Annotated in this window: 18 protein-coding genes; 5 read left to right on the top strand and 13 right to left on the bottom strand. The window is 74.2% G+C overall.

Annotation, left to right across the window (positions count from 1 at the left end; genetic code table 11):
• Positions 1 to 103 precede the first annotated feature (103 nt).
• From G3T38_RS03345 to G3T38_RS03355, 3 genes are all read right to left on the bottom strand, one after another.
• Entirely contained in the window at positions 104 to 3,532 is a 3,429-nt protein-coding gene (locus G3T38_RS03345) for an Rne/Rng family ribonuclease (RefSeq protein WP_163770688.1), read from the bottom strand.
• Positions 3,533 to 3,778: 246 nt separating this feature from the next.
• Positions 3,779 to 4,501: a TIGR03936 family radical SAM-associated protein gene (locus G3T38_RS03350; protein ID WP_163770689.1), complete on the bottom strand. Its 723-nt coding sequence runs from the start codon at positions 4,499 to 4,501 to the stop codon at positions 3,779 to 3,781.
• Positions 4,494 to 5,696, bottom strand: coding sequence for a winged helix DNA-binding domain-containing protein (locus tag G3T38_RS03355; RefSeq protein WP_163770690.1), 1,203 nt, complete (start codon positions 5,694 to 5,696; stop codon positions 4,494 to 4,496). The genes G3T38_RS03350 and G3T38_RS03355 overlap by 8 nt, the downstream gene beginning before the upstream one ends.
• A gap of 72 nt (positions 5,697 to 5,768) precedes the next feature.
• On the opposite strand from G3T38_RS03355, the gene G3T38_RS03360 reads away from it, so the two are divergent.
• On the top strand, positions 5,769 to 6,551 hold the full coding sequence (locus G3T38_RS03360; protein ID WP_163770691.1) for a DUF4190 domain-containing protein: 783 nt from the start codon (positions 5,769 to 5,771) through the stop codon (positions 6,549 to 6,551).
• A 28-nt stretch (positions 6,552 to 6,579) separates the two neighbouring features.
• Positions 6,580 to 7,344, top strand: a complete 765-nt coding sequence (locus G3T38_RS03365; protein ID WP_163770692.1) for a DUF4190 domain-containing protein — start codon at positions 6,580 to 6,582, stop codon at positions 7,342 to 7,344.
• Positions 7,345 to 7,374: 30 nt separating this feature from the next.
• On the opposite strand, the gene G3T38_RS03370 is transcribed toward G3T38_RS03365, so the two are convergent.
• The 9 genes from G3T38_RS03370 to G3T38_RS03410 form a co-directional block, all read right to left on the bottom strand.
• Positions 7,375 to 8,946, bottom strand: a complete 1,572-nt coding sequence (locus G3T38_RS03370; RefSeq protein ID WP_163770693.1) for a hypothetical protein — start codon at positions 8,944 to 8,946, stop codon at positions 7,375 to 7,377.
• 424 nt (positions 8,947 to 9,370) lie between these two features.
• A complete protein-coding gene (locus G3T38_RS03375) occupies positions 9,371 to 9,883 on the bottom strand; it encodes a GNAT family N-acetyltransferase (RefSeq protein ID WP_163770694.1) in 513 nt (170 codons plus the stop codon).
• Positions 9,880 to 11,895, bottom strand: a complete 2,016-nt coding sequence (locus G3T38_RS03380) for a TIGR03960 family B12-binding radical SAM protein (RefSeq protein WP_163770695.1) — start codon at positions 11,893 to 11,895, stop codon at positions 9,880 to 9,882. The genes G3T38_RS03375 and G3T38_RS03380 overlap by 4 nt, the downstream gene beginning before the upstream one ends.
• Positions 11,896 to 12,243: 348 nt before the next feature.
• Positions 12,244 to 13,443, bottom strand: a complete 1,200-nt coding sequence (rodA, locus tag G3T38_RS03385; protein ID WP_338037439.1) for a rod shape-determining protein RodA — start codon at positions 13,441 to 13,443, stop codon at positions 12,244 to 12,246.
• Entirely contained in the window at positions 13,440 to 15,587 is a 2,148-nt protein-coding gene (gene mrdA / locus G3T38_RS03390) for a penicillin-binding protein 2 (protein ID WP_163770696.1), read from the bottom strand. Before mrdA ends, rodA begins: the two co-directional genes overlap by 4 nt.
• Positions 15,587 to 16,099 (bottom strand): rod shape-determining protein MreD, encoded by a 513-nt coding sequence (gene mreD / locus G3T38_RS03395; protein WP_163770697.1) that lies wholly within the window; start codon positions 16,097 to 16,099, stop codon positions 15,587 to 15,589. Before mreD ends, mrdA begins: the two co-directional genes overlap by 1 nt.
• Positions 16,096 to 17,145: a rod shape-determining protein MreC gene (gene mreC, locus G3T38_RS03400; protein ID WP_338037440.1), complete on the bottom strand. Its 1,050-nt coding sequence runs from the start codon at positions 17,143 to 17,145 to the stop codon at positions 16,096 to 16,098. The genes mreD and mreC overlap by 4 nt, the downstream gene beginning before the upstream one ends.
• A 2-nt stretch (positions 17,146 to 17,147) precedes the next feature.
• Entirely contained in the window at positions 17,148 to 18,176 is a 1,029-nt protein-coding gene (locus G3T38_RS03405; protein WP_275940814.1) for a rod shape-determining protein, read from the bottom strand.
• Positions 18,177 to 18,610: 434 nt separating this feature from the next.
• Entirely contained in the window at positions 18,611 to 20,341 is a 1,731-nt protein-coding gene (locus G3T38_RS03410; protein WP_163770698.1) for an ATP-binding cassette domain-containing protein, read from the bottom strand.
• Positions 20,342 to 20,397: 56 nt separating this feature from the next.
• On the opposite strand from G3T38_RS03410, the gene G3T38_RS03415 reads away from it, so the two are divergent.
• From G3T38_RS03415 to G3T38_RS03425, 3 genes are all read left to right on the top strand, one after another.
• Positions 20,398 to 21,318, top strand: a complete 921-nt coding sequence (locus G3T38_RS03415) for an MOSC domain-containing protein (protein ID WP_338037441.1) — start codon at positions 20,398 to 20,400, stop codon at positions 21,316 to 21,318.
• Positions 21,319 to 21,415: 97 nt separating this feature from the next.
• Positions 21,416 to 22,177 carry an SDR family oxidoreductase gene (locus G3T38_RS03420; protein ID WP_163770699.1) on the top strand — a complete coding sequence of 254 codons (762 nt, stop codon included), beginning with the start codon at positions 21,416 to 21,418 and terminating at the stop codon, positions 22,175 to 22,177.
• The gene (locus tag G3T38_RS03425) at positions 22,174 to 23,010 is read left to right on the top strand and encodes an SDR family NAD(P)-dependent oxidoreductase (protein WP_163770700.1); all 837 of its coding nucleotides are present in this window, start codon (positions 22,174 to 22,176) and stop codon (positions 23,008 to 23,010) included. The genes G3T38_RS03420 and G3T38_RS03425 overlap by 4 nt, the downstream gene beginning before the upstream one ends.
• Positions 23,011 to 23,028: 18 nt before the next feature.
• Here the strand turns inward: G3T38_RS03425 and hemE are convergent, their stop codons facing one another.
• On the bottom strand, positions 23,029 to 24,090 hold the full coding sequence (gene hemE / locus G3T38_RS03430) for a uroporphyrinogen decarboxylase (RefSeq protein ID WP_338037442.1): 1,062 nt from the start codon (positions 24,088 to 24,090) through the stop codon (positions 23,029 to 23,031).
• Positions 24,091 to 24,122: the final 32 nt, after the last annotated feature.

Consider the following 24,122-nt stretch of genomic DNA (forward strand, 5'->3'; position numbering starts at 1 on the left):
CGAGCCGCCGACCGCTGCTCTTCAGCATCCGCTCGACCAGCTCGGCCACCTGCGCGGGCGACACAGCAGAAAACGCTGCGCTGGGGCCACGACCCGGGAGAGGTCAGTCCTCGGTGGACTCCGCCGCCGGGGGCGCGACGGGCTGCCGGGTGCGCGTGACCACGGTGACGGCCGGGGCCGCCGGAGCGGTGACCGGAGCGGTCGCCTCCTCGGTGGGGTCGACGGTCAGCACGACCGCCTCCCGCGTGGTCACGACGGTCGCCCGACGCGTCGTGCGCTGGACCGAGCGCACGACCGGTGCGGTCGGCTCGGGCTGCGGCTCGGGCTGGGGCTCGGCCTGCTGGGGTGCCTCGAGCTCCACGGGCTCCACGGGCTCCACCGACTCCACAGGCTCCACAGGCTCCACCGACTCCACCGGCGCGACGGGCTCCTCGACCGCGGGCGCCGGGTGGCCGGAGGCCGCGGCGATGCGCGCGACCGCGGCGATCTCGGCCGGGTTGGGCTTCGCCACCGGCGCGGGCGTGGGGGTCGGCGACGGGTCGCCGTCCCCGCGTCCGCGTCCGCGACGCCGACCCGACCGACGCTCGCCGTCGCCCTGGTCACCGCCGCCGCCGTTGCCGCCGCGACCGTTCCCGGAGCTGTTGCCGCCGCCGTTGCCACCGCCCTTGGGCTCGATCGGGTGGTCGTGGAGGACGATGCCGCGGCCCTGGCAGTGGGTGCAGTTCTCGCTGAACGCCTCGACGAGGCCCGTGCCGATGCGCTTGCGGGTCATCTGCACGAGACCGAGCGAGGTCACCTCGGCGACCTGGTGGCGGGTGCGGTCGCGTCCGAGGCACTCGACGAGGCGGCGCAGCACGAGGTCGCGGTTGCTCTCGAGCACCATGTCGATGAAGTCGATGACGATGATGCCGCCGATGTCGCGGAGCCGGAGCTGGCGCACCATCTCCTCGGCCGCCTCGAGGTTGTTCTTGGTGACGGTCTCCTCGAGGTTGCCGCCGGAGCCGGTGAACTTGCCGGTGTTGACGTCGACGACCGTCATGGCCTCGGTGCGGTCGATGACCAGCGAGCCGCCGGAGGGCAGCCAGACCTTGCGGTCGAGGCCCTTCGCGATCTGCTCGTCGATGCGGTAGCGCTCGAAGACGTCCTTGCTGATGTTCGCCGTCGGGTCGGGCACGTGCCGCTCGAGCCGCTCGGCGAGGTCGGGGGCGACCTGGTCGACGTAGGTCGACACGGTCTGCCAGGCGTCCTCGCCCTCGATGACGAGCTTGGCGAAGTCCTCGGTGAAGAGGTCGCGGACGACCTTGAGGGTGAGGTCGGGCTCGCCGTACAGCAGCTGCGGCGCGCCGCCCTTGCCGGACGCCTTGGCCTCGATCTCCTCCCAGCGCGCCTTGAGCCGCTCGACGTCGCGGGTCAGCTCCTCCTCGGTGGCGCCCTCGGCGGCCGTGCGCACGATCACCCCGGCGCTCGGCGGCACGATCTCCTTGAGGAGCGCCTTCAGCCGGGCGCGCTCGGTGTCGGGCAGCTTGCGCGAGATGCCGCTCGTGGTGCCGTCCGGCACGTACACGAGGAAGCGGCCCGCTAGGCTGACCTGGCTGGTGAGGCGGGCGCCCTTGTGACCGACCGGGTCCTTCGTGACCTGCACGAGGACGGTCTGGCCCGACGAGAGCACCGACTCGATCTTGCGGGGCTGGCCGTCCTTGTGCCCGAGGCTCGACCAGTTGACCTCACCGGCGTACAGCACCGCGTTGCGGCCCTTGCCGATGTCGATGAACGCCGCCTCCATCGAGGGCAGCACGTTCTGCACCCGACCGACGTAGACGTTGCCGATGAGCGAGGTCTGCGACTCGCGGGCCACGTAGTGCTCCACGAGCACCTTGTCCTCGAGCACGGCGATCTGGGTCAGGTCCTCCTTCTGGCGGACGACCATCACGCGCTCGACCGACTCCCGACGGGCGAGGAACTCGGCCTCGCTCGCGATCGGGGCGCGACGCCGGCCGGCCTCGCGGCCCTCGCGACGGCGCTGCTTCTTCGCCTCGAGGCGCGTGGAGCCCGAGACCGCGGTGATCTCGTCCTCGATCGAGCGGCCCTGCCGCACCTTGGTGACGGTGTTGTCGGGGTCGTCGTTGGTCCCGCCGGAGGAGTCGCCCGAGCGGCGACGACGGCGACGACGGCGCGACGAGCTGCCGCCCTCCTCGCCCTCGGCGTCGTCGTTGGTCTCGTCGGCGTCGTCCGCGGACTCCTCGCCCTTGTCGGACGCGTCGTCCTGCTTCGGTCCCCGACCGCCGCCCGACTGGCCGCCGCGGCCACGTCCACCGCGGTTCGAGCGGCGCTCGCCGCCCTCCCCCGACGTCTCGGCGGCGTCGTCCGCCGCGTCGCCCGCGGAGGACTCGGCGGCACCGTCGGAGCCCTCGGAGCCCTCGGACTCCTCGTCGTCGCTGCTGTCGTTCCCGCCGCTGCCGCCCCGGCGGCGGCGACGACCACCACGGCGGCGACGGCGACGACCGCCGCCCGACGACTCGGAGTCGTCGTCGCCGTCGTTCTCGCTGTCCTCGGCGTCCTCGGTGTCGTTGGCGTCCTCGACCGCCGGCGTCTCGACCTCGGCGACCTCGGTCGCCTCCTCGGTCTCCTCGGTCGGCTCCTCGGTCGGCTCCTCGGTCGGCTCCTCGGTCGGCTCCTCGGTCGGCTCCTCCGCCTCGACGACGGGCGCCGGCGCGGCCGCCTTGCGGGTGCGCCGACGGGGCGCGGGGGTCGCCTCGGGCGCCTGGAACAGCGGTACGGCGAGGGCGCCGGCCGCAGGGGCCTCGGCGTCGCCCGGGAGGTCGACGGGGGCGTCGACAGCCACGGTCGCGGCCTCGGCCGGCGGGGCCGTCTTCGGGGCCGCCGCCTTCTTCGCCGTGGTCTTCTTCGCGGTGGTCTTCTTCGCCGTCGTGCGCTTGGCGGCGGCCTTCTTGGCGGGCGCCGCGGCGGGCTCGGACGCGGGCTCGGCCTCGGCGGCAACCGGCTCCACGACCGGCTCGACAGCGGGCTCGGCCGGAGCGGCCTTCTTCGCCGCACGCTTGCGGGTCGCCTTCTTCGCCGGGGCCGCAGCCTCCTCGGCGACCGGCTCGGCCTCGACGACGGGCTCGACGACGGGCTCGACGACGGGCTCGGCCGGAGCGGTCTTCTTCGCCGCGCGCTTGCGGGTGGTCTTCTTCGCCGGCGCCTCGGCGGGCTCGGCGGGGGCCTCGGCGGCGGGCTCAGCGGGGGCCTCAGCAGGGGCCGCGGCAGGAGCCGTCTTCTTGGCCGCGCGCTTGCGGGCGGTCTTCTTCGCCGGGGCCTCGACGGGCGCGTCGTCCGCGGCCGGGGCGGCGGCCGGGGTGGCGGCCTCGTCCGCGGCCGGGGCGGCGGCTGTCTTCTTCGCGGCGGTCTTGCGCGGGGCCCGCTTGCGGGGGGCGGGGGCCTCGGTGGCCCCGGGAGCCTGGAAGAGCGCGTCCTGCGGCGTGTCGCCGGCAGTGGTCTCGTCGGGCTGGTCGGTCGGGTTCTCGTCGAGCACGGTGCTCCTGTCGGCCCCGCGGCGAGCGCAGGGCGAGTCGGTACGCCGCGGCCGAGGTCTCCCACGGCGCGGACGCAAAGCCTGTCGTCGCACCGCCGGTGGCGGTGCGCGGCGGGCGGTCGCCGTGCTGCCGCGGTCGCTGGGGCGGGGCCGCTGTCACCGACCTCCGAGCCACGTCGCGGCGGCGCGACCGAGCACGCTCACCGTCGGCGAGTATCGCACACGCCGGTCGAGGAGACCGGTTCCTCAGCCGACGGCCGGGGCGAGCGGGTCGCCGACGACCGCCGTCGCCTCGTCGAACGGGCCCTGCGCCAACCGCGTCAGCCGGGGCGACTCGCCGGGCTCGACGCCGCTGGTGGCGCGCAGCCCGGTGAGGACGTCGTCGGGTCGCACCGCGGGCACGGCGTGGCGCAGCACGAGGTCGAGCTGCGCCGTACCCACGGCGTCCTCGACGACCGCCAGCCGCACGACGGCGCCGCGGCAGTCGAAGGAGCGGACGCCCTTCTTGGTCATCCGCTCGACGAGCACCTCCTCGGCGGCGAGGAAGGCGGCGACGCCCACCTCCAGCTCCGCGCGCGGGGTCGTGGTCTCGATGCGCCAGTGGCTGGCCTGGAGCAGGTCGGCCAGGGAGCCGCCGGGCGACTCGACGACCTCGACGACGTCGAGGCCGTCGGGCAGCGCCTCGTCGAGGAGGGCATGCACCTCGGCGGGGTCGACGAGGGCGGCGAGGGCGATCTCGAGGTACTCCGCCTCGCTCGCCGATCCCGTCGGCGCAGCGTTCGCGTAGGAGATGCGGGGGTGCGGGTTGAAGCCCGACGAGTAGGCCATCGGGATCCGCGCCCGGAACACCGCCCGCTCGAACGCGCGGCTGAAGTCGCGGTGGCTGGTGAAGCGGAGCCGCCCGCGCTTGGTGTAGCGGATGCGGAGCCGCTGGACGGGCGGGGCTTGCTGCTCGGGCTGGTCACGCACGGAGGACAGGGTACGGAACCTCCGCCGTCTCCTGCCGCATCGCCGTCGACGGGTAGACGGTCCCGACCCGCGTGCCGGCCAGCCAGGAGGTCAGCCGCGCGGCCTCGGCCCGGAGCGCCGCCGCGGCGTCGGGGCCGAGGGGCTCGAGCGGCCGCACCTCCACGACCCCGTCGGGGTCCTGCACCCAGCACCCGACGACGCGCCCGTCCCACCAGGCGGTGGTGCCGGCGTTGCCGTTGCGGTCGAAGAGGGCGTCCCGGTGCGGCCCGAGGTAGAAGCCGCGCTCCTTCCACCCCATGACGGTCGGGTCGAGCACCGGGAGGAGCGCGGCCCACGGCTCGACCGGCGGGAGCGACCCCTCCAGCAGCGGGTCGTCGGCGGCCACCCAGGCGGGTCGCCCGTCCTCCAGCGCGACCTCCACCGCGCCGACGTCGGCGAGCGCGCGCCGTACGACGCCCTTGGTCGCTCCCAGCCACCACACGACGTCGTCCTCGGTGCCCGGACCGAAGGTGCACAGCCAGGCCGCGACGAGCCGCGCCCAACCGGCGGCGGGCTCGAGGGGCGGCGGCACGTCGCCGAGCCAGTCGGCGATCGCGGTCCACCGCGGACGAGACAGGCGCCAGTGCTGCGTGTTGGCGCCGCGCACGAGGAGCGCCGAGAGGCCCAGGTTGGTGACGACCCGGCCGGCGAGCTGGCGGACCTCGGCGGGCGCGCCCTCGGCCGTGAGCTCGGGGAGCACGGGCCGGAGCTCCTGGGCGGTGAGCCCGTCGGGCGCCGTCGCGAGGGCGTCGAGCACCCGGCCGCGGGCGTCGTCGAGCCAGGCGTGGCCGTCGGGCGCCACCCCGAGCGCGACGGCGTCCTTGGCCACGCGGTTGCGCTCCGCGGCGAGCACCCGGGCACTCGCGCTCCCCCAGGCGGCCGGCAGGAGGTCGCGGGGGAAGACGAAGAGCGTGCGACGCATGGCCAGCTGCTTGACGACGGCCCGCGTGTCGTAGAGCTCGCGGTCCACGTCGGCGAGCGACAGGTCACCCACGCGGGCGTGCAGGGAGAGGTGCACGGTGGCGGGCTCGGTCGCGTGCAGCACCGTCATCGCGCGGACGGCGGTGACCACGTCGCCGTACCGGTGCTGCGGCGCGACGCCGTGCCGTCGCGCGAGCAGGATGCGGCGTTCGGCGTCGGTGACCGTGCGGACCATGGTGGGATCATGACGCACCCTCGACGAGGGCTGCTGCCCGAGACGACCCCTGCCGATGGAGCTGGTCCCGCGATGAGCGACCCGCACGACCCCTACCGCCCTGACCTGTCCAAGCCTCCGCAGGAACCGGGACCGCAGGGGTACGGCCAGCCGTACGAGCAGGGCCCCAGCCCGTACCCGCCGCAGCAGCCGCCCTGGGGCCAGGTCCACCCGGGCGGCGCGCCGGCGCAGTGGACGCCGCAGAGCCCGTACGGCGCGCACCAGCCCGCGCCCCGCGACGGCGTCTCCCTCACCGGCTTCTTCGTCAGCCTCACCTGCTGCCTCGGACCGCTCGCGGTCCTCCTGGGCCTCATCGGGCTCGGTCGCACCGGCGCGGGCAAGCGCGAGGGCCGGTGGGCGGCCGTGTCGGCGATCGTCATCGGCGCGCTCGGCACGCTGGGGATGGTCGCGGCCGTCGGGGGCGGGTTCTGGCTGTTCAACAACTCGCGCCTGATCGAGGAGACCTCGGTGGGCCGCTGCTACGACCGCTTCATGGCGGACTCCAGCTCGGTGCCCCTGCTGACGCCGCAGGACTGCGACGAGCCCCACGACGGCGAGATGGTCGCCCTCACCGACCAGGCCGAGGTGGACGAGGTGTTCGCGAGCCTCGGCGTCGACCAGGACGAGGCGTCCGGCGCCCAGCGCCGGGAGGCGTGCGCGCTCCTCGCGCCGGAGCGGTACGGCGACGCGCTCAGCAGCGACGACGTGCGCGCGCGGTTCCTCTCGGACTGGGACAATCCGAGCGGGCGCGACGTCGTCGGCTGCTTCGTCGAGAGCGCCGACGGCCAGCTCACCACGCCGCTCACCCAGCGGTGACCACGCTGCACACGAACCAGGAGCCCGCATGAGCAACCCGTACGAGCCCAACCTCAACAAGCCGGGCGACCAGCCGCAGCAGCCGCAGCAGCCGGCGTGGGGCCAGCCCGGTCAGGGGCAGCAGGGTCAGTACGGTCCCAGCTACCCCGCCTACGGCGGCCAGCAGTGGGGCAGCCAGAGCCCGTACGGCGCGCAGCAGCCCACCACGACCGACGGCCTCTCGATCACGGCGTTCGTGCTCAGCCTCACCTGCTGCCTGTCGTTCATCGGCCTCATCCTCGGCTTCGTCGGCCTCGGCCGCACGAAGAACAACCAGCGGAAGGGTCGCTGGGCGGCCGTCTCCGCGATCGTCATCGGCGGGCTCGGCACGCTGGCGCTGATCGGCGTCGTCGCGGTGGCCGTCTTCGTCGGCACGAGCGCCATCGACCCGCGTGACGCCGAGGTCGGCGAGTGCGGCAACATCCTCAGCGAGGACCGCGACACCATCACGATGACGTCGAAGGACTGCGACTCCAAGCACGACCTCGAGATCGTCTACGTCGGCACCTACGACGAGATCGAGGACTCGCAGTTCCTGCCCTCCGACCCCGACGACCTCACCGACGCCGGCATCTCCGCGGGTGTCTGCATCGACCTGATGCCGTCCGAGGACGTCGCGACGCTCGACGAGGCGGACGACGAGCTGCGCTACGGCATCGTCACCGAGGACACCTCGCCGAACGGCGACGACGCGTTCTTCTGCTACGTCGAGCGTCCCGGCGACGCGAAGCTCGAGGGCTCCCTGCTCGGCTGACCCACCCCCGTGGGGCCAGCCCCCTCGGGGTCAGCGGACCGTGATCGAGCGCTCCTGGCTGGCCCCGAGGGCGAGCGTCCCGCCCGAGTAGGCCACCGTCATCCGGTAGGTGCCCTTCGCCAGGGCGGGCAGTGCGGTGCGGTAGGTGCCGCCCGTGAGGGCGCGGGCACCCGAGTACCAGACTTGGCGGCCGTCGGCCCGGTAGATCCGGATGCCCACCGACCCGGCGGGCCGCGGCACCGAGGCCTTGCCGTTGCCGGTGAACGCGGCACCGACGAGCATCGTCCCGGTCGCCCGCGGAGTCGGCATCCGGCTGATCGAGCTGCCCACGACGGCGGCGCCCTTGTGGACGGCGAACGGGCTCGTCTGCCGGGTGCCGTTGCCCGCGCCGTTCGTCGCGAGCACGAACGTGGCGGTGTAGCGGCCCGGGGCGAGCGAGGCCGGCACCCGGAACGACGCGCGGCCGTGGGTGACGGTGGCCGTCTGGCGAGCACCGACCCCCGTGAGCGTCACGGTGCCGGCCCCGTCCGCCACGCCGCTGACGCTGACCCCCACCCAGGTGGTGGTCGCGTAGCGCTGCCCCGTCGAGCCCGCGAACGTGAGCGCGACCGCAGGCGCCGGCGTACCGGTCGTCGGCTGGACGGTCGGCTCGGCGGTCGGCTCGGCGGTCGGCTCGGTGGTCGGCGGCGCGGTCGGGCCGGGGCACGCGACGACGCTGCCGTGGTAGCTGCGGTCGGTGCTCCCCGAGCGGCTCGTCTCGCTCCACAGCACCGTCACGTTGCTGACACCGAGGGCGGAGAAGTCGAATGCGGCGGGCGCGGTGGCGGTCCAGCCGTCGACGGTGCCGCCCTCGACCTGGCGGACACCCGTGTAGGACCGCGTGCCGTCGCCGCGGCGGTAGGACACGTCGGTGAGGCGGACGTCCGTGGCCGTCGGCGCCCAGCGGACGGTGCAGCCGTCGACCGTCGTCGTGGTGCCGCGCGTGCCCGTCCCGAGCACGCAGTCGAACGTGTCGAGCGGCGCGCTGCTCCACCAGGCGCCGTCGGGGTCGGCGCCGTTGCGGGCGTCGTACGTCGCGGTCGCACCCCCCGCGCGGACCGTCGCCGTCGCGCCCGCGCCGGACAGCGTGAGGGCCGTCGCGCGGTCGCGGCCGGCGGCACCGTCGACGTACACCTCGACGGGCTCCGCGAAGCGGCTCGTGAAGGTGACGTCGCAGCCCGTGACCGTCGTGGTGACGAGGTCGTCGGCGCGGGCAGGGCCGAGGTACCACTCCCACGACAGCTCGTCCGGCTCGGCCAGGGTGTGGCCGGCGGCGGCGACCGCCTTGAGGTAGACGGTCCCGGTCGCGCCCCCCGACGCGGCCGGGACCGTCAGGCGCCCCGTGACCGGGGAGCCGTTCGCGTCGACGTAGGTCACGCCGGGGACGGAGGGGACCTCGACGGCGTTCCACGCGACGTACGTCGGCGTCGCCGGCCGCACCGCCGCCGGGTCGCCGGCCGTCGCCGGTGTCCCGCCGCCGGTGAGCGCCAGCGCGGCCAGCACGGTCACCACCGTGCCCGTGACCGCTGCGGCGCCTGCCGCGACGCCCGTCCGTGCCCGCATGTCGTGCCTCCCGAGTCGAGGGTCCCCGGGTGGAAGGTCGGCAGGGACGGGGCGATCTGGAGGAGAACGGTCGAACGAGGTCGGGGGAATGGTGCTGCGGGTGGGCGACCCGGTGCCGGGAAAGAAAACGCGGACAGGCTCCCGGGCCGGAGAAAGAAAACGCGGACCCCGGAGGCGACACGCCCGGCTCCGACCCCCTCCCGGTCCGCGTTTTCTTTCTCCGGGTCGGCCGGCCCGCGCACTTTCCTTCTCCGCGTCCGCGTTTTCTTTCTCCGGGCCGCCCGGCTCGGCCCGCGCCCAGGTCACCCGCAGGGCAGGTCAGGTCGGGTCCAGCCCGTCCTGCGCAGCATCTCGAACAGTGCGGCTGCGCCACGCCCGCCGGCGTGGACATCACCCCAGGTGCACAGTTCGGGCCCCGACCCTCTCAGCGCACGTCGTCGACAGCGCGCCGCACGAGCAGGCCGTCCGTGGTGGCGAAGCCGTGCCGCGCGTAGAGCGACACGCTCCGCGGCGACGGGCTCAGCACGATCCGGGCCCACCCGACGGCGTCGGCGTGGGCGGTGCAGGAGGCGAGCAGGGCCTGCCCCACGCCGCGTCCCCGGGCGTCGGGACGCACGTAGAAGTTGGCGAGGTAGCCCCAGGCCGAGGGACGCACGCGGTCCGCACGACGCGGTGTCGGCATCCGCTCGAACTCGAGCACGTTGAGCATGCCGAGCGCATCGGCCCCGGAGCCGAGCGCCAGCCACGTGATCCGCTGCTCACGCTCGCGGTCCCACCACGCGTCGAACCGCTCCGCGAAGGTGGGGTCGTCGAGCGGACGACCGGCGTCCTCCTCCGACCACGCCCGGCGCAGCGAGCGCACCGCGGCCACGTCGTCGGCGTCGCGGCCGTCGACGCGGCGTACCGGCACGGCGGCCCGAGGCGACCCGCCGCTCACACCACCGAGAGCGGCAGGAGCGTGCGTCCGGTCGGGCCGACCTGGATCTCGGTGCCCATCTCGGGGCACACGCCGCAGTCGTAGCAGGGCGTCCAGCGGCAGTCCTCGACCTCGACGTCGGACGACCCGTCGGCCACCGCGAGGGCGTCCTCCCAGTCGGCCCACAGCCAGTCCTTGTCGAGGCCCGAGTCGAGGTGGTCCCAGGGCAGGACCTCGTCGTACTCCCGCTCTCGCGTCGTGAACCACGCCAGGTCCACGCCGGTGCCGTCGAGCGCGGCGTCCGCGGCGGCGACCCAGCGGTCGTAGGAGAAGTGCTCGCTCCAGCCGTCGAACCGGCCGCCGTCGCGCCACACGGCCTCGATGACCCGGCCGACGCGGCGGTCGCCGCGGGAGAGCAGTCCCTCGATCGTGCCGGGCTTGCCGTCGTGGTAGCGGAAGCCGATGGCGCGGCCGTACTTCTTGTCCGCCCGCACCGTGTCGCGCAGCTTCTTCAGCCGCTCGTCGGTGGTCTCGTGGTCGAGCTGCGCCGCCCACTGGAACGGCGTGTGCGGCTTGGGCACGAACCCGCCGATGGAGACCGTGCAGCGCACGTCGTTGCGGCCCGAGACCTCACGGCCCTTCGCGATGACGCGCTTGGCGAGGTCGGCGATCTGCAGCACGTCCTCGTCGGTCTCGGTGGGGAGGCCGCACATGAAGTAGAGCTTCACCTGCCGCCAGCCGTGGGAGTACGCCGCGGCGACCGTCGCGATGAGGTCGTCCTCGGTCACCATCTTGTTGATGACCTTGCGCATCCGCTCGCTGCCGCCCTCGGGCGCGAAGGTCAGGCCGGAGCGGCGACCGTTGCGCGAGAACTCGTTGGCGAGGTTGATGTTGAAGGCGTCGACGCGGGTCGAGGGCAGCGAGAGCGAGACGTTGGAGCCCTCGTAGCGGTCGGCGAGGCCCTTGGCGACCTCTCCGATCTCCGTATGGTCGGCGCTCGAGAGGGACAGCAGGCCGACCTCCTCGAAGCCCGACTTGCGGATGCCGTTCTCGACCATGGTGCCGATGGTCTCGATCGACCGCTCGCGCACCGGCCGCGTGATCATGCCGGCCTGGCAGAACCGGCAGCCGCGCGTGCAGCCGCGGAAGATCTCCACCGAGAAGCGCTCGTGGACGGTCTCGGCCAGCGGCACCAGCGGCTTCGCCGGGTACGGCCACGCGTCGAGGTCCATCAGCGTGTGCTTGCGGACGCGGTGCGGCACGCCGGGCAGCGCGGGCTCGTAGGCCGTGATGGTGCCGTCCGCGCCGTACGCCACGGAGTAGAACTTCGGCACGTAGACGTTGCCGGTCACCGCGAGGCGCCGGAGCAGCTCGTCCCGGCCCGACAGGCCGAGCTCGTCGTTGCCGGGGCGCCCCTGGCCCTTCCACTCCCGCACGACCTCGGAGATCGCGAGCACGACCTCCTCGCCGTCGCCGAGCACGGCGGCGTCGAGGAAGTCGGCGATGGGCTCCGGGTTGAAGGCGGCGTGGCCGCCGGCGAGCACGACCGGGTCGTCCGCGCCGCGGTCGACGGCGTGCAGCGGGATGCCGGCGAGGTCGAGCGCCGTCAGCATGTTGGTGTAGCCGAGCTCCGTGGAGAAGCTCAGGCCGAAGACGTCGAACGCACCGACGGGACGGTGCGCGTCCACGGTGAACTGCGGGATCGGTCCCCGCTCGTCACCGGCGCGCAGCACGGCCTCCATGTCGGGCCAGACCGAGTAGGTGCGCTCGGCGACGATCCAGTCGCGCTCGTTGAGCACCTCGTAGAGGATCTGGACGCCCTGGTTGGGCAGGCCGACCTCGTAGGCGTCGGGGTACATCAGCGCCCAGCGCACCGTCGGGCCGGTGCCGGCCTGTTCGCCGCAGTCCCAGTCCTTGACCGTCGAGTTGAGCTCGCCGCCGACGTACTGGATCGGCTTGGAGACGCTCGCGAGCTTCGGCTCGAGACGGGCGAAGACGGACTCGGGGGCGGAGTCGGTCACGGGGGACGGCACGAGGACACCTCGGTGGTCGGGGGCAGGACGACGTCCCAGGGTACGGCGCGCCCCCGGCCCCGGCCTACTCCTGCGGCGCCCTCGGGTCGACCGCAGGCCCGTCGATCTGGTCCCGACGGCCGCACCATCCTGGGAGAAAGAAAACGCGGAACGCCCCGGGGCCGGTCCTGCGCGGGCGAAAGAGAACGCGGACTCCGAGCCGCGACACGCCGAGGCAATCCCAGCGCCGGTCCGCGTTTTCTTTCTCCGGCCCGCGCCGGCCGCGCACTTTCCTCCGCCGTCCTCCACGCGTCCGCGTTTTCCTGAACCCCGGCGAGCCAGGCCCGCCGGGGCGACCGCCGCCGACGCTCAGCCGGCCTCGCCGCGCGTGCCGTTGCGGAGGTGGATGCTCTGCAGCACCCCGACGGCCAGCATGACCGCGAAGAGGGACGAGCCGCCGTAGGAGACGAACGGCAGCGGCACGCCGGTGACCGGCATGATGCCGAGGCACATCCCGACGTTCTGGAACGCCTGGAAGCCGAACCAACAGGCGATGCCGCCGGCGGCGACCCGGCCGAACGCGTCGTCGGAGGCCGACGCGATGCGCAGGGCGCGCCAGACGACGAGCGCCAGCAGGGCCACGACGAGGCCCGCGCCGACGAGACCCAGCTCCTCCCCCGCGACGGTGAAGATGAAGTCGGTCTGCTGCTCCGGCACGAACCCCGAGCGCGTCTGCGACCCGTCGAAGAGCCCCTGGCCGAAGAGCCCGCCGTTGCCGATGGCGATGCGGGCCTGCTCGGTGTTGTAGCCCGCGCCGCGCGGGTCGAGACCGGGGTTCGTGAACGCGAGGAAGCGGTCGACCTGGTAGGGCTTCAGCACCCCCGCACCCACCGCGAGGACGGCCGCGCCGGCGCCCGCGACGAGCAGCCCGAGGATCCAGCGCCGGGGGGTGCCGGCGATCGCCAGCACGCCGAGCACCGTGGCGCTCAGCACGAGCATGGTGCCGAGGTCGGGCTGGGCCAGGATCAGCGCGGCGGGCACGGCGGCGATGGCGAGCATGCCGACGACCTCCCGGGTGCCCACCGAGCGGCGCCACGAGGACTGCGCACGCTCCGCGACGAGGAGGGCCATGCCGACGACGACCGCGAGCTTCGCGAACTCGGCCGGCTGGATGGACATGCCCCCGAGACGCAGCCACGACCGGGAGCCGTTGATGGTCGAGCCCATGACGAGCACCAGCACGAGGCCCACGACGGACACGAGGTAGACGAGGGGCGCCACGATCCGCAGCCAGCGGTGGTCGGTGGCCACGACGACGACCGCGAGCACGACGCCGATCGCGACGTTGACGAGCTGGCGGCGCAGGAAGGCGGTGGAGTCGTCGCCGACGAGCGAGGCGCGCGTCGCGGTGGCCGACCAGACGAGCAGGGTCCCGACGACGAGCAGCGCGGCGACGGCGGCGAGGAGCACCCAGTCGAGCCCGGGGATGCGGGTGCGGGTCGTGGCGGCGGCCGCGCCGCGACCGCCGAGGGGACGCGCCCCGAGCGGGCGCAGCGGGGTGACGGTCACGAGCCCTCCTGCGGGTCGCGGGCCGGCGGGAGGATGGAGCCGTCGGGGGTGAACGTCGGGAGCTCCTCGCCGGCGACGACGCCGGGGATCGCGGCGGCCGTCGGGACGACGGTGTCGCCCTCCACGCCGTACAGCGACTCCCAGATCGCGCGCACCGCCGGGCCCGAGGTGCCCGAGCCCGTGCCGCCCTGCGACACCATCATGACGACGACGTAGTCGTCGGAGTACGACGCGACCCACGACGTCGACTGCTTGCCGTAGACCTCCGCGGAGCCGGTCTTGGACCGGACGACGACGTCGTCGAGCGGGAAGCCGCCCATGCGCCAGGCCATCGTCCCCTCGCGGGTGACGCCCTGCAGCGCGCCGTCGATGTAGTCGACCACGTCGGAGGGCACGTCGACCGTCGCCTTGACCTCGGGAGCGATCTCCCGCACCAGCTCGCCGTCCGGCGAGACGACGGCCTTCGCGACCCGCGGCTCGTAGAGGGTGCCGCCGTTGGCGAGCGCGGCGTAGGCGTCGGCCAGCTGCAGCGGCGTGACGATGGTGTCGCCCTGCCCGATGGAGAAGTTGACCGCGTCACCGGCGCGGTAGGCGTAGCCCTCCACGCAGAACTCCCGCGCGAACCGGTGCTGGAAGTCGTTGCCGTCCTCCTCCGCGAGACCGCAGTAGAAGTCCTTCTGCGCCTCGTAGTACTCCCGCTTCCAGGCGCGGTCGGCGATCCGGCCCGACGCCTCGCCGGGCAGGTCGACGCCCGTCGCGGTGCCGAAGCCCCACTCCTTGGCCTCGTCGACCAGCGGGTCGAAGGCGTCGACGTCCTCGACGTCGGAGCCGTAGGTGGCCCAGAAGTCGTAGCCGATCCGGTAGAAGAACGTGTTGCAGGAGACCTCGAGCGCCTTGGCGAAGCCGATGGAGCCGTAGGCCCCGGACTCGTAGTTCTTGAAGTCGCGGTTGCCGACCCGCAGGCTCGACGAGCAGTCGAGGCGGCTGTCGGTGGTGTAGCCGTTCTCGAGCGCCCCGGCCGTCATGAACGGCTTCCACGTCGACCCCGGCGCGAACTGGCCCTGGGTCGCACGCGAGAGCAGCGGGGTGCCGGCCTCCTCCGAGTAGAGCCGGTCGAGGTCGGTCTGGGAGATGCCGCCCGTCCACACGCCCGGGTCGTAGGTCGGCTGGCTCGCCATCGCCACGATCCGTCCCGTGTCGGCCTCCATGACGACGACCGCGCCCGAGTCGGCGACGTAGTTGCGGCCCGTCACCGTGTCCCGCGTGTTCCGCGCCGTCTCGATCGTCGAGGCCAGCTGCTGCTCGACGACCGACTGCACCTGGGCGTCGATCGAGGTCACGAGCGTGTCGCCGGGCGTCGCCTCGATCTCCGAGTCGTCGCCGATCACCTGGCCCATGGAGTCGACCGCCACGCGCCGGTAGCCCGGCATGCCACGCAGCCACGCGTCGTACTCCTGCTCGATGCCCGCGCGGCCCACCACGGAGGCGCCGTTGACCGACGCGTCGTCCGCGTCCTCGGCCGCGTCGAGCTCGCTCTCGGTGATGGGGCTGAGGTAGCCGAGGAGGTGGGCGGCGTTGACGCCGTACGGCGCGGGGTAGTCGCGCACCGTCTGCTCGTCGACCACGACGGCCGGGTAGTCCTCGGGCTGCTCGCGGATGGCCAGCGCCACCTCGCGGTCGACGTCGACGGCGATCGGCACGGGCTGGTACGGCGAGCCGTTCCAGCAGGTGCCCTCCACCGAGCCCGCGTCGCCGCAGTCGAGGAGCGCACCGTCGAGCGCGGGACGCTCGAGGCCGACGGCGGTGGCGACCCGGTCGAGCAGCACGTCGGCCGCCGCGTCGTCCATCTGGCCGAGCACGCTGCGGTCGACCGCGACGACCCAGGCCGTCCGGTTCGCGACGAGCGGACGGCCCTGCGCGTCGACGATGAGCCCACGCTGCGGCTGCACGACGATGTCGCGCACCGACTGCGACGCGGCCTTCGCCTGATAGAGCTCGCCGTCGAGCACCTGGACGTACCAGAGCCGCGCCAGGAGGGTGCCGAACAACGCCAGCACGAGGGCCTGCACGACGATCAACCGGAGCCGGCTGCGCTTCGCGCCGGGGCTCTCCGGCGTGGCGCGACGCGTCGACGAGGCGGCCATCAGGCGAACCGTCGCTGCGGCTCGAAGCGCGTCAGCAGCACGAGGAGGGGCAGCAGCACCAGCGGCGCGACGACCAGGTCGCTCACGAGCCCGACCCCCACCGCGGCGAGCACGTCACCGACGGACGTCGCCGGGTCCTGCATGACGACGCCGAGCAGCGCGAACACGGACGACCCGACGAACGAGGCGACGGCGGCCGTCACGAGCACCACGGGCAGCGTGGGCCGCTCGTCGCGGCGGACGCTGCCCGCGACGTACCCGACGACCATGAGCGCGAGCGCCCACCGACCCGCCAGGTGGTCCGCCGGCGGGGCGAGGTCGAGCGCCAGGCCGGCGCAGAAGCCGAGGATCACGCCGACGTTCGGGCCGCGGGTCAGGGCACCGGCGACGACCACGAGCAGCACGAGGTTGGGCACCACGCCCCGCCACGACAGCTCCGGCAGCAGCGCGGCCTGCAGCACCACGGCGAGGAGGACGGCGAGGGCGGTCACGGCCGTGCGCGCGGCGTTCATCGGCGGATCCCGTCGGGTCCGATGAGAGCGCGGTCGCTCTCGGTGTCGGGGGGCACGACGACGCCGACCGTGTCGAGCCGGCTGAAGTCGACGAACGGCTCGATGACCGCGCGCTTCGTGGTGTCGCGAGGCGTCGAGAACAGCTCGGCGACGGTGCCGATGGGCACGCCCGCGACGTAGGGACCGGCGTTGCCGCTCCCCCAGGTCGCGACGACGTCGCCCTCGGCCGGTACGACGGTGGTGTCGACCAGGTCGAGGTCGAGGCGGCTCGGCTCGTCCAACGACCCGCCGCCCGAGAGGAAGCCGACCTCGTTCGAGCTGCCCACCCGGGCACCCACGGTGGAGTCGACGTCGACGACGAGGAGCACCGTGGCGGTCGTGCGGGTCACCCCGACGACGCGGCCCACCAGGCCCGCCGGGGCGATCACCGTCATGTCGGGCTGCACGCCCGACGACGTCCCCGCGTCGATGGTGACGGTGCGGGTGAAGGTCTGCGCCGCGCCGTACGCGACCACCCGGGCGGGGACGAGGTCCACCTGCTGGGCAGCGGCGGCGGTGAGGAGACCGTCGTACTCGGCCAGGCGCGCGCGGTCGAGCGGCTCGGTCGCGAGCCGGCTCTCGAGCTCGGCGTTCGCGGCCTCGGCGGCCGCGAGGTCGTCCCGCAGGGACGCCTGGGTCTGGAACCACGCGGGGACCGCCGCCACGGGACGGACCGCCGCGGCCGCCACGGACTCCAGCGGCCCGACGACCTCGCCCACGACGGTGCGCGCGGGCTCGACGGGCGAGCTGTCGCCGCCGAGGTGGTCGAGGGTCATGAGGGAGAGGCCGGTGATGGCGAGCGCGGCCACGAGCGCGCGCGGTGGGCGTCGCTCCTGCGCCTCGCCGGGCGCCCACGACACCGTGAGGGGGAGGCGGCGCAGGCGGGCGAGGCCGCGGGGACGCCCCGTGCGGCCCAGGCGGTCGTCCTTGCCGGGACGCGGAGCGCGGTCGCCGGGGCCCGGGCCGGTGTCGGGCCCGGTCGGCGGGAGGGGGGTGCGGAGGGCCACCGTCAGTACCTCCGGCGGTCGGAGACGAGCACCGCCTGAAGGGCCTCGAACTCCTCGACGCAGCGACCCGCTCCGAGGGCGACCGACGTCAGCGGGCTCTCCGCGACGTGCACCGGCATGCCGGTCTCGTGACGGATGCGCTCGTCGAGGCCGCGCAGCAGGGCGCCGCCGCCCGTGAGCACGATGCCGCGGTCCATGATGTCGCCGGCCAGCTCGGGCGGCGTCTGGTCGAGGGTGACGCGCACGGCGTCGACGATCGCGTGCACCGGCTCCTCGAGGGCCTGGCGGATCTCCGACGTGCTGACGCTGACCGTGCGCGGGAGGCCCGAGACGAGGTCGCGGCCGCGGACCTCGACGTCCGGGTCACCGGAGGTGGGGAAGGCGGAACCGACGGTGGTCTTGATCTCCTCGGCCGTGCGCTCGCCGAGGAGCAGCGAGTGCTCCTTCTTCATCCACGCGATGACGGCCTGGTCGAGGTCGTCGCCGGCGGTGCGGATCGACAGGGACGTGACGATGCCGCCGAGGGAGATGACGGCGACCTCCGTCGTGCCGCCGCCGACGTCGACGACCATGTTGCCCGTCGCCTCGTGCACCGGCAGCCCGGCACCGATCGCCGCCGCCATGGGCTCCTCGACGATGTAGACCCGGCGGGCGCCCGCCTGGTAGCCCGCCTCCTTCACCGCCCGCTGCTCGACCGCGGTGATGCCGCTCGGCACGCAGACGACCAGGCGCGGCTTCGCCAGGTAGCGGCGCTTGTGCACCGCCTGGATGAAGAAGCGGAGCATCTGCTCGCAGGCCTCGAAGTCGGCGATGACGCCGTCCTTGAGGGGACGGATCGGCATGATCGTGTCGGGGGCGCGGCCGATCATCCGCTTGGCCTCATGGCCGACCGCGACGATCTCCTGCGTCATCGTGTTGAGGGCGACGACCGACGGTTCGTCGAGCAGCACGCCCTTGCCACGCACGTAGACGAGCGTGTTCGCGGTGCCCAGGTCGACCGCCATGTCGCGGCCGATGACGCCTCTCATCATCCGGTGTGCCTCGCTCTGGGTAGGACCCCGTGCGGGTCCGATGGGGAAGTGGGGTGTCGACGAGCAGCCGAGCCCGAGCCACGAGGGTAGGAGCGCGGCCCCGGCCCAGCGGGGAGGCACGCCGGTGCGGCGGGGCGCCGGGCTGGGTGCGTCGAGTTGTCAGGTACGGCGCGCCGGGGAAAGAAAACGCGGACGCGCTCCAGCCCCGGGGAAAGAAAACGCGGACTCCGGACCCCGACACGCCGAGGGCCGAGAACCTCCGGTCCGCGTTTTCTTTCTCCCAGCCCGGGGCTGTGCGCAGTTTCCTGCCCCGGACCCCGGACCCCGGACCCCGGACCCCGGACCCCAGGCCCCGGGTCCCGGGTCCCGGGTCCCGCACGTCGTACAGCCTCGGCGGCCACGCCACGGCGTAGGTGACAACTCGACGCGACGAGCTACCGGGCCCGCGCCACGCGGCCCTCGTCCCAGACGGGCTCGGTGGACTCGTAGACGGTGCCGTCGGCGCCGTACACGAGGAACCGGTCGAAGCCGCGCGCGAACCAGCGGTCGTGGGTCACCGCGAGCACCGTGCCCTCGAACGCCGCCAACCCCTCCTCGAGGGCCTCGGCCGAGGCGACGTCGAGGTTGTCCGTGGGCTCGTCGAGCAGCAGCAGGGTCGCGCCCGACAGCTCCAGCAGCAGGATCTGGAAGCGGGCCTGCTGACCGCCCGACAGCGACTCGTAGGGCTGGTCGGCACTCGCGGCGAGCTCGTAGCGGTCGAGCACCCGCGCCGCCTGCTCCCGTCCCATCCCGGCGCGGCCGTGGGGCGAGCCGTCGCCGCGGTGGAGGATCTCGGTCAGGGTGCGCCCGACGAGCTCCGGGTGCTCGTGCGTCTGCACGAACCACCCCGGCCGCACCCGCGCCCCGAGCCGCGCCCGCCCCGTGTGGGGCACCGGCGCCGGTGGGGTCTCCCCCACGGGCCGGTGCTCGACATCGGGGTCGGTGCCACCGCCGGCCAGCAGCCGCAGGAAGTGCGACTTGCCGGAGCCGTTGGAGCCGAGCACGGCGACGCGCTCGCCGTACCAGACCTCCAGGTCGAAGGGGTCCATCAGCCCGGTGAGCCCCAGCTGCTCGCAGACGACGGCGCGCTTGCCCGTGCGTCCGCCCCGCAGCCGCATCGTCACCTGCTGCTCCCGCGGCTGCGCCGTGGGCGGGCCGGCCTCCTCGAACTTCGACAACCGGGTCTGCGCCGCCTTGTAGGCGCCCGCCATGCCGTCGTTGAACTCCGACTTCACCCGCAGCCGGTGCACGAGGGCCTTCAGCTTGGCGTGCTCCTCGTCCCAGCGCCGCCGCAGCTCCTCGAACCGCTCGAACCGGTCGCGCCGCGCGTCGTGGTAGCTGCCGAACCCGCCGACGTGCGTCCACACCGAGTTGCCCGCCCCGGCACTGCCGAGCTCGACGGTCACCACCCGCGTGGCGGTGTTCGCGAGCAGCTCGCGGTCGTGGCTGACGAGCAGGATGGTCTTGGACGACGCGGCGATGCGCTGCTCGAGCCAGATCTTGCCGGGTACGTCGAGGTAGTTGTCCGGCTCGTCGAGGAGCAGCACCTCGTCGGGGCCGCGGAGCAGGTACTCCAGCACGAGCCGCTTCTGCTCGCCGCCCGACAGGGTGCGGAGCAGCCGGTTGCGCGCCCGCTCCCACGGCATGCCCAGCGCGGCGACGGCGCACGTGTCCCAGACGACCTCGATCTCGTACCCGCCGGCGTCGGCGAGCTCGCCCAGCGCGGTGGCGTACCGCATCTGCGTCGGCTCGTCGTCGGTCTCCATGAGCGCGAGCTCGCAGCGGTCGACGGCGGCGAGCGCCGCGCGCACCCGCTCGGGCGCCACCGACGCCAGCAGGTCACCCACGGTGGGGTCGGCGACCTCCGCGTCCCCGTCCGCCCCCGTCCGCACGACGCCCTGGCCCACGAACTGCCGCATCACCCCGAGCCCGCCCGACCGCGTCACGGCGCCCTCGTGGGGCACGAGGTCGCCCGTCACGATGCGCAGCAGCGTCGTCTTGCCCGCGCCGTTGGCGCCGACGAGCGCGACCTTCTGCCCGTCCCCGACGCGGAACGAGACGTCGGCCAGCAGCACCCGCCCGTCCGGCAGCTCGTAGCGCACCCCGGCGACGTCCACGTGACCCACGAGGAGCCATCATCCGGTCCCCCGCTGAGACGCGCCAGCCGATTACGCTGCGCAGCGTGCCGCTCGCCGTCTCCGCCCTCCACCGCTACCCGGTCAAGTCGATGCACGCCGAGGACCTCGACGTCTCCGTCGTCGAGCCGTGGGGCCTCGCCGGGGACCGGCGGTGGATGGTCGTCGAGGCCACCGAGGGGCGCGGGGGCCGCCAACCGGGTGACTTCGTCTCGGCCCGCACCGACCCGGCCCTCCTGCTCGTGCGGGCCCGCCTCCTCGCGGAGGGGTACGGCGCGCTGGAGCTGGCGACGGGCACCGGGGCCGCGTCGTCCTCGATCACCGTGCCCGTCCCCGACCCGGCCACCCAGCTGCCCGTCGAGGTCTGGGGCTCCCACCTCACCGCGGCCCCGCAGCCCGCCGCGGACGCCTGGCTGAGCGACCTCCTCGGCCGTCCCCTGCGCCTCGTCCACCTCGACGACCCGACCCGCCGCCCGGCCGATCCGCGCTACTCCCACCCCGACGACCGCGTGTCGTTCGCCGACGGCTACCCGCTCCTCCTCACCACCACCGCGTCCCTCGCCGCCCTCGACGACGCGCTCCTCGAGCACACCCAGGGCGCCGCGGAGCCCCTCGGGATGGCCCGCTTCCGTCCCAACCTCGTGCTCGCCGGGGACGAGCCGGCGTGGGCGGAGGACGACTGGCGCCGGATCCGCGTCGGCGACGTCACCTTCCGCGCCGTGAAGGGCTGCGCCCGCTGCGTCATGACGACCTTCGACCCCACGACGGGCGAGCGCGGCCACGAGCCGACGCGCACCCTCGCGCGCCTGCGCCGGTACGACGGGGGTGTCTGGTTCGGCATCAACCTCGTCCCCGACGTGCCCGCGCCCGTGCCCGGCGCGCCGGCCCCCGAGATCCGGGTCGGCGACGATGTGGAGGTGCTCGAGCGCGCGCCCGCGGGCGACGGCCCCCTGCGGACGCCCGCCTGACGGGCACCCCCATCGTGCCCGCGTCGATCTGGTAGGCATGGCCCAGGTCACAGCACCGCGGCACGTCCAGCAGGTCCAGCAACAGGAAGGCACCGCCATGCCCGCATCCCCCGGCCTCGCCGGCAAGACCGCCCTCGTCACCGGCGCCAGCCGCGGCATCGGCCTCGCCATCGCCCAGCGGCTGGTCGACGAGGGCGCCCGGGTCGTCATCACCGCCCGCAAGGTCGACGCCCTCGAGGCGGCCGTCGCCGAGCTGGGCGGCCCGTCGAAGGCGCTCGGCATCGCGGGCCGCGCCGACGACGAGGAGCACCAGGCGGACGTCGTCGCCCGCGCGGTCGAGACCTTCGGCAGCCTCGACCTGCTCGTCAACAACACGGGCATCAACCCGACCTACGGCACGCTCATGGACATCGACCTCGACGCGGCCCGCAAGATCCTCGAGGTCAACGCCATCGGCACGCTGGCCTGGACCCAGAAGGTCGTGGGCGGCTGGATGGCCGAGCACGGCGGCTCGATCGTCAACGTCGTCTCCGTCGCGGGCCTCCGACCGGCTCCGGGCATCGGCTTCTACGGCGCCTCGAAGGCCCTCCTCGTGCACCTCACCGAGGAGCTCGCGGTCGAGCTCGGGCCCGGCATCCGGGTCAACGCCGTGGCGCCGGCCGTCGTCAAGACCCGCTTCGCGGAGGCCCTCTACTCGGGTCGCGAGGAGGAGGTCTCCGCGGCGTACCCCCTCCAGCGCCTCGGCGTCCCCGAGGACATCGCCGGCGCCGTCGCCCACCTGCTCTCCGACGACGCGTCGTGGACCACGGGCCAGACCCTCGTGCTCGACGGCGGCCTGACGCTGACGGGCGGCGTGTGAGCACCTCGCCCGCCCCGGCCGAGCGGCTCGCGGGCCTCGGCGTGGTCGTCACCGGCGGTGGACGCGGCATCGGCCGTGCCCTCGCCGTGCGGGCCGCGGCCGAGGGTGCCCGGGTGGTGGTCAACGACCTCGACGCGGACGCGGCCGCCGCCGTCGCGGCGGAGGTCGGGGGCACCGCGGCTCCTGGGGACGTCGCCACCACCGACGGCGTACGCCGCGTGCTCGCCACCGCCGTCGCCGAGCTCGGCCGGGTCGACGTCTTCCTCGCCAACGCCGGCATCGACTCCACGGCGGGCGGGATGGTCGACGCCGCCCCCAGCCTCGCGACCTCCGACGCGGAGTGGGCCCGCATGGTCGACGTCAACGTCATGGCCCACGTGCGGGCGGCCCGCGAGCTCGTCCCCGGCTGGCTCGCCCGTGCCGAGGAGACCGGCGGCACCGGCGGGCGCTTCGTCGTCACCGCGTCGGCGGCCGGGCTGCTGACGATGCTGGGCTCCGCGCCGTACTCCGTCACGAAGCACGCGGCCGTCGGGTTCGCGGAGTGGTTGAGCGCGACGTACGGGCACCGCGGCGTCGCGGTGCAGGCGCTGTGCCCGCAGGGCGTGCGCACGGCCATGCTGGAGAACGCCGGGCCGCTCACCGGGCTGCTGTCGCGCGACTCGGCGCTGGAGCCGTCCGACGTCGCCGACGCCTGGGTGCGCGCGCTGGACGAGCAGCGGTTCCTGGTGCTGCCGCACCCGGAGGTGGCGGACTACTACGCCGCCCGCGCGGGCGACACCGACCGTTGGCTCGCGGGCATGCAGCGCCTGCAGGCGAAGCTGGACCGGGGCTGACCTCGGCTGGTCCGGAGCTCAGTCCAGCGCGTAGGTCTGCACGAACTCCGTCAGCCGCTCGAGCTGGCCGGGGTCGGTCGAGGGGATGACCCCGTGGCCGAGGTTGAAGATGTGGCCCGGCGCGGCGCGACCGGCCTCGATGACCTCCGCGGCCCGCGCGAGCAGCACCTCGGTGGGCGCGAACACCAGCGTCGGGTCGAGGTTGCCCTGCACCCCCCGGCCGCCGACGCGGCCGATCGCGTCCGCCAGCGGGGTGCGCCAGTCGACACCCACGATGTCGGCACCGGCGTCGCCCATCAGCCCGAGCAGGTTGGACGTGCCCACCCCGAAGTGGATCCGCGGCACGCCCAGCTCGCCGACCGCGGCGAGCACGCGCGCCGAGTGGGGCTGCACGTGGGTCGCGTAGTCGGCCGGGGTGAGCGCCCCCGCCCACGAGTCGAAGAGCTGCACGGCCGAGGCACCGGCCCGCACCTGCACCTCGAGGAAGGCCGCCGCGATCCCGGCGATCTTCTCCATGAGCGCCGCCCACACGTCGGGGGCGCCGAACATCATCGCCTTCGTGCGCGCGTGCTCCTTCGACGGACCACCCTCGACGAGGTAGGACGCCACCGTGAACGGCGCGCCCGCGAAGCCGAGCAGCGGGGTGCCGCCCAGCTCGCCCGCCAACCGACGGACGGCCTCGGTGATGAAGGGGACGTGCTCCGGCGTGAGGTCGGGGATCGCGGCGACGTCGGCCAGGGTGCGCACCGGGTTCGCCACGACCGGGCCGATGCCCGGCTTGATGTCGAGGTCGACACCGACCGCCTTGAGCGGCAGCACGATGTCGGAGAAGAACACGGCCGCGTCGACGCCGTACCGGCGCACCGGCTGGAGCGTGATCTCGGTGACGAGGTCGGCGTCCATGCAGGACTCGAGCATGCCGATGCCCTCGCGCACCCGCAGGTACTCCGGCAGCGAGCGCCCGGCCTGCCGCATGTACCAGACCGGCGTGTGCGGCACCGCCTCCCCGCGTGCGGCCCTGAGGAAGACCGAGTCGGCGAGGCGGGGGTCGGGCTGCGGGACGGGCTGGGGCGCGGACACCCCCCGATCCTCGCAGGTCAGGCGGCGTGGCG

Origin of the sequence: Nocardioides zeae (genome assembly GCF_010686755.1) — a bacterium.
Classification (GTDB): Bacteria; Actinomycetota; Actinomycetes; order Propionibacteriales; family Nocardioidaceae; genus Nocardioides; species Nocardioides zeae.

Coding starts and splice junctions, on each gene's coding strand:
- G3T38_RS03355 (WP_163770690.1), bottom strand. CDS start 5,696: ATGGTCCGCACGGTCACCGACGCCGAACGCCGCATCCTGCTCGCGCGA.
- G3T38_RS03360 (WP_163770691.1), top strand. CDS start 5,769: ATGAGCGACCCGCACGACCCCTACCGCCCTGACCTGTCCAAGCCTCCG.
- G3T38_RS03365 (WP_163770692.1), top strand. CDS start 6,580: ATGAGCAACCCGTACGAGCCCAACCTCAACAAGCCGGGCGACCAGCCG.
- G3T38_RS03370 (WP_163770693.1), bottom strand. CDS start 8,946: ATGCGGGCACGGACGGGCGTCGCGGCAGGCGCCGCAGCGGTCACGGGC.
- mrdA (WP_163770696.1), bottom strand. CDS start 15,587: ATGGCCGCCTCGTCGACGCGTCGCGCCACGCCGGAGAGCCCCGGCGCG.
- mreD (WP_163770697.1), bottom strand. CDS start 16,099: ATGAACGCCGCGCGCACGGCCGTGACCGCCCTCGCCGTCCTCCTCGCC.
- G3T38_RS03405 (WP_275940814.1), bottom strand. CDS start 18,176: ATGATGAGAGGCGTCATCGGCCGCGACATGGCGGTCGACCTGGGCACC.
- G3T38_RS03420 (WP_163770699.1), top strand. CDS start 21,416: ATGCCCGCATCCCCCGGCCTCGCCGGCAAGACCGCCCTCGTCACCGGC.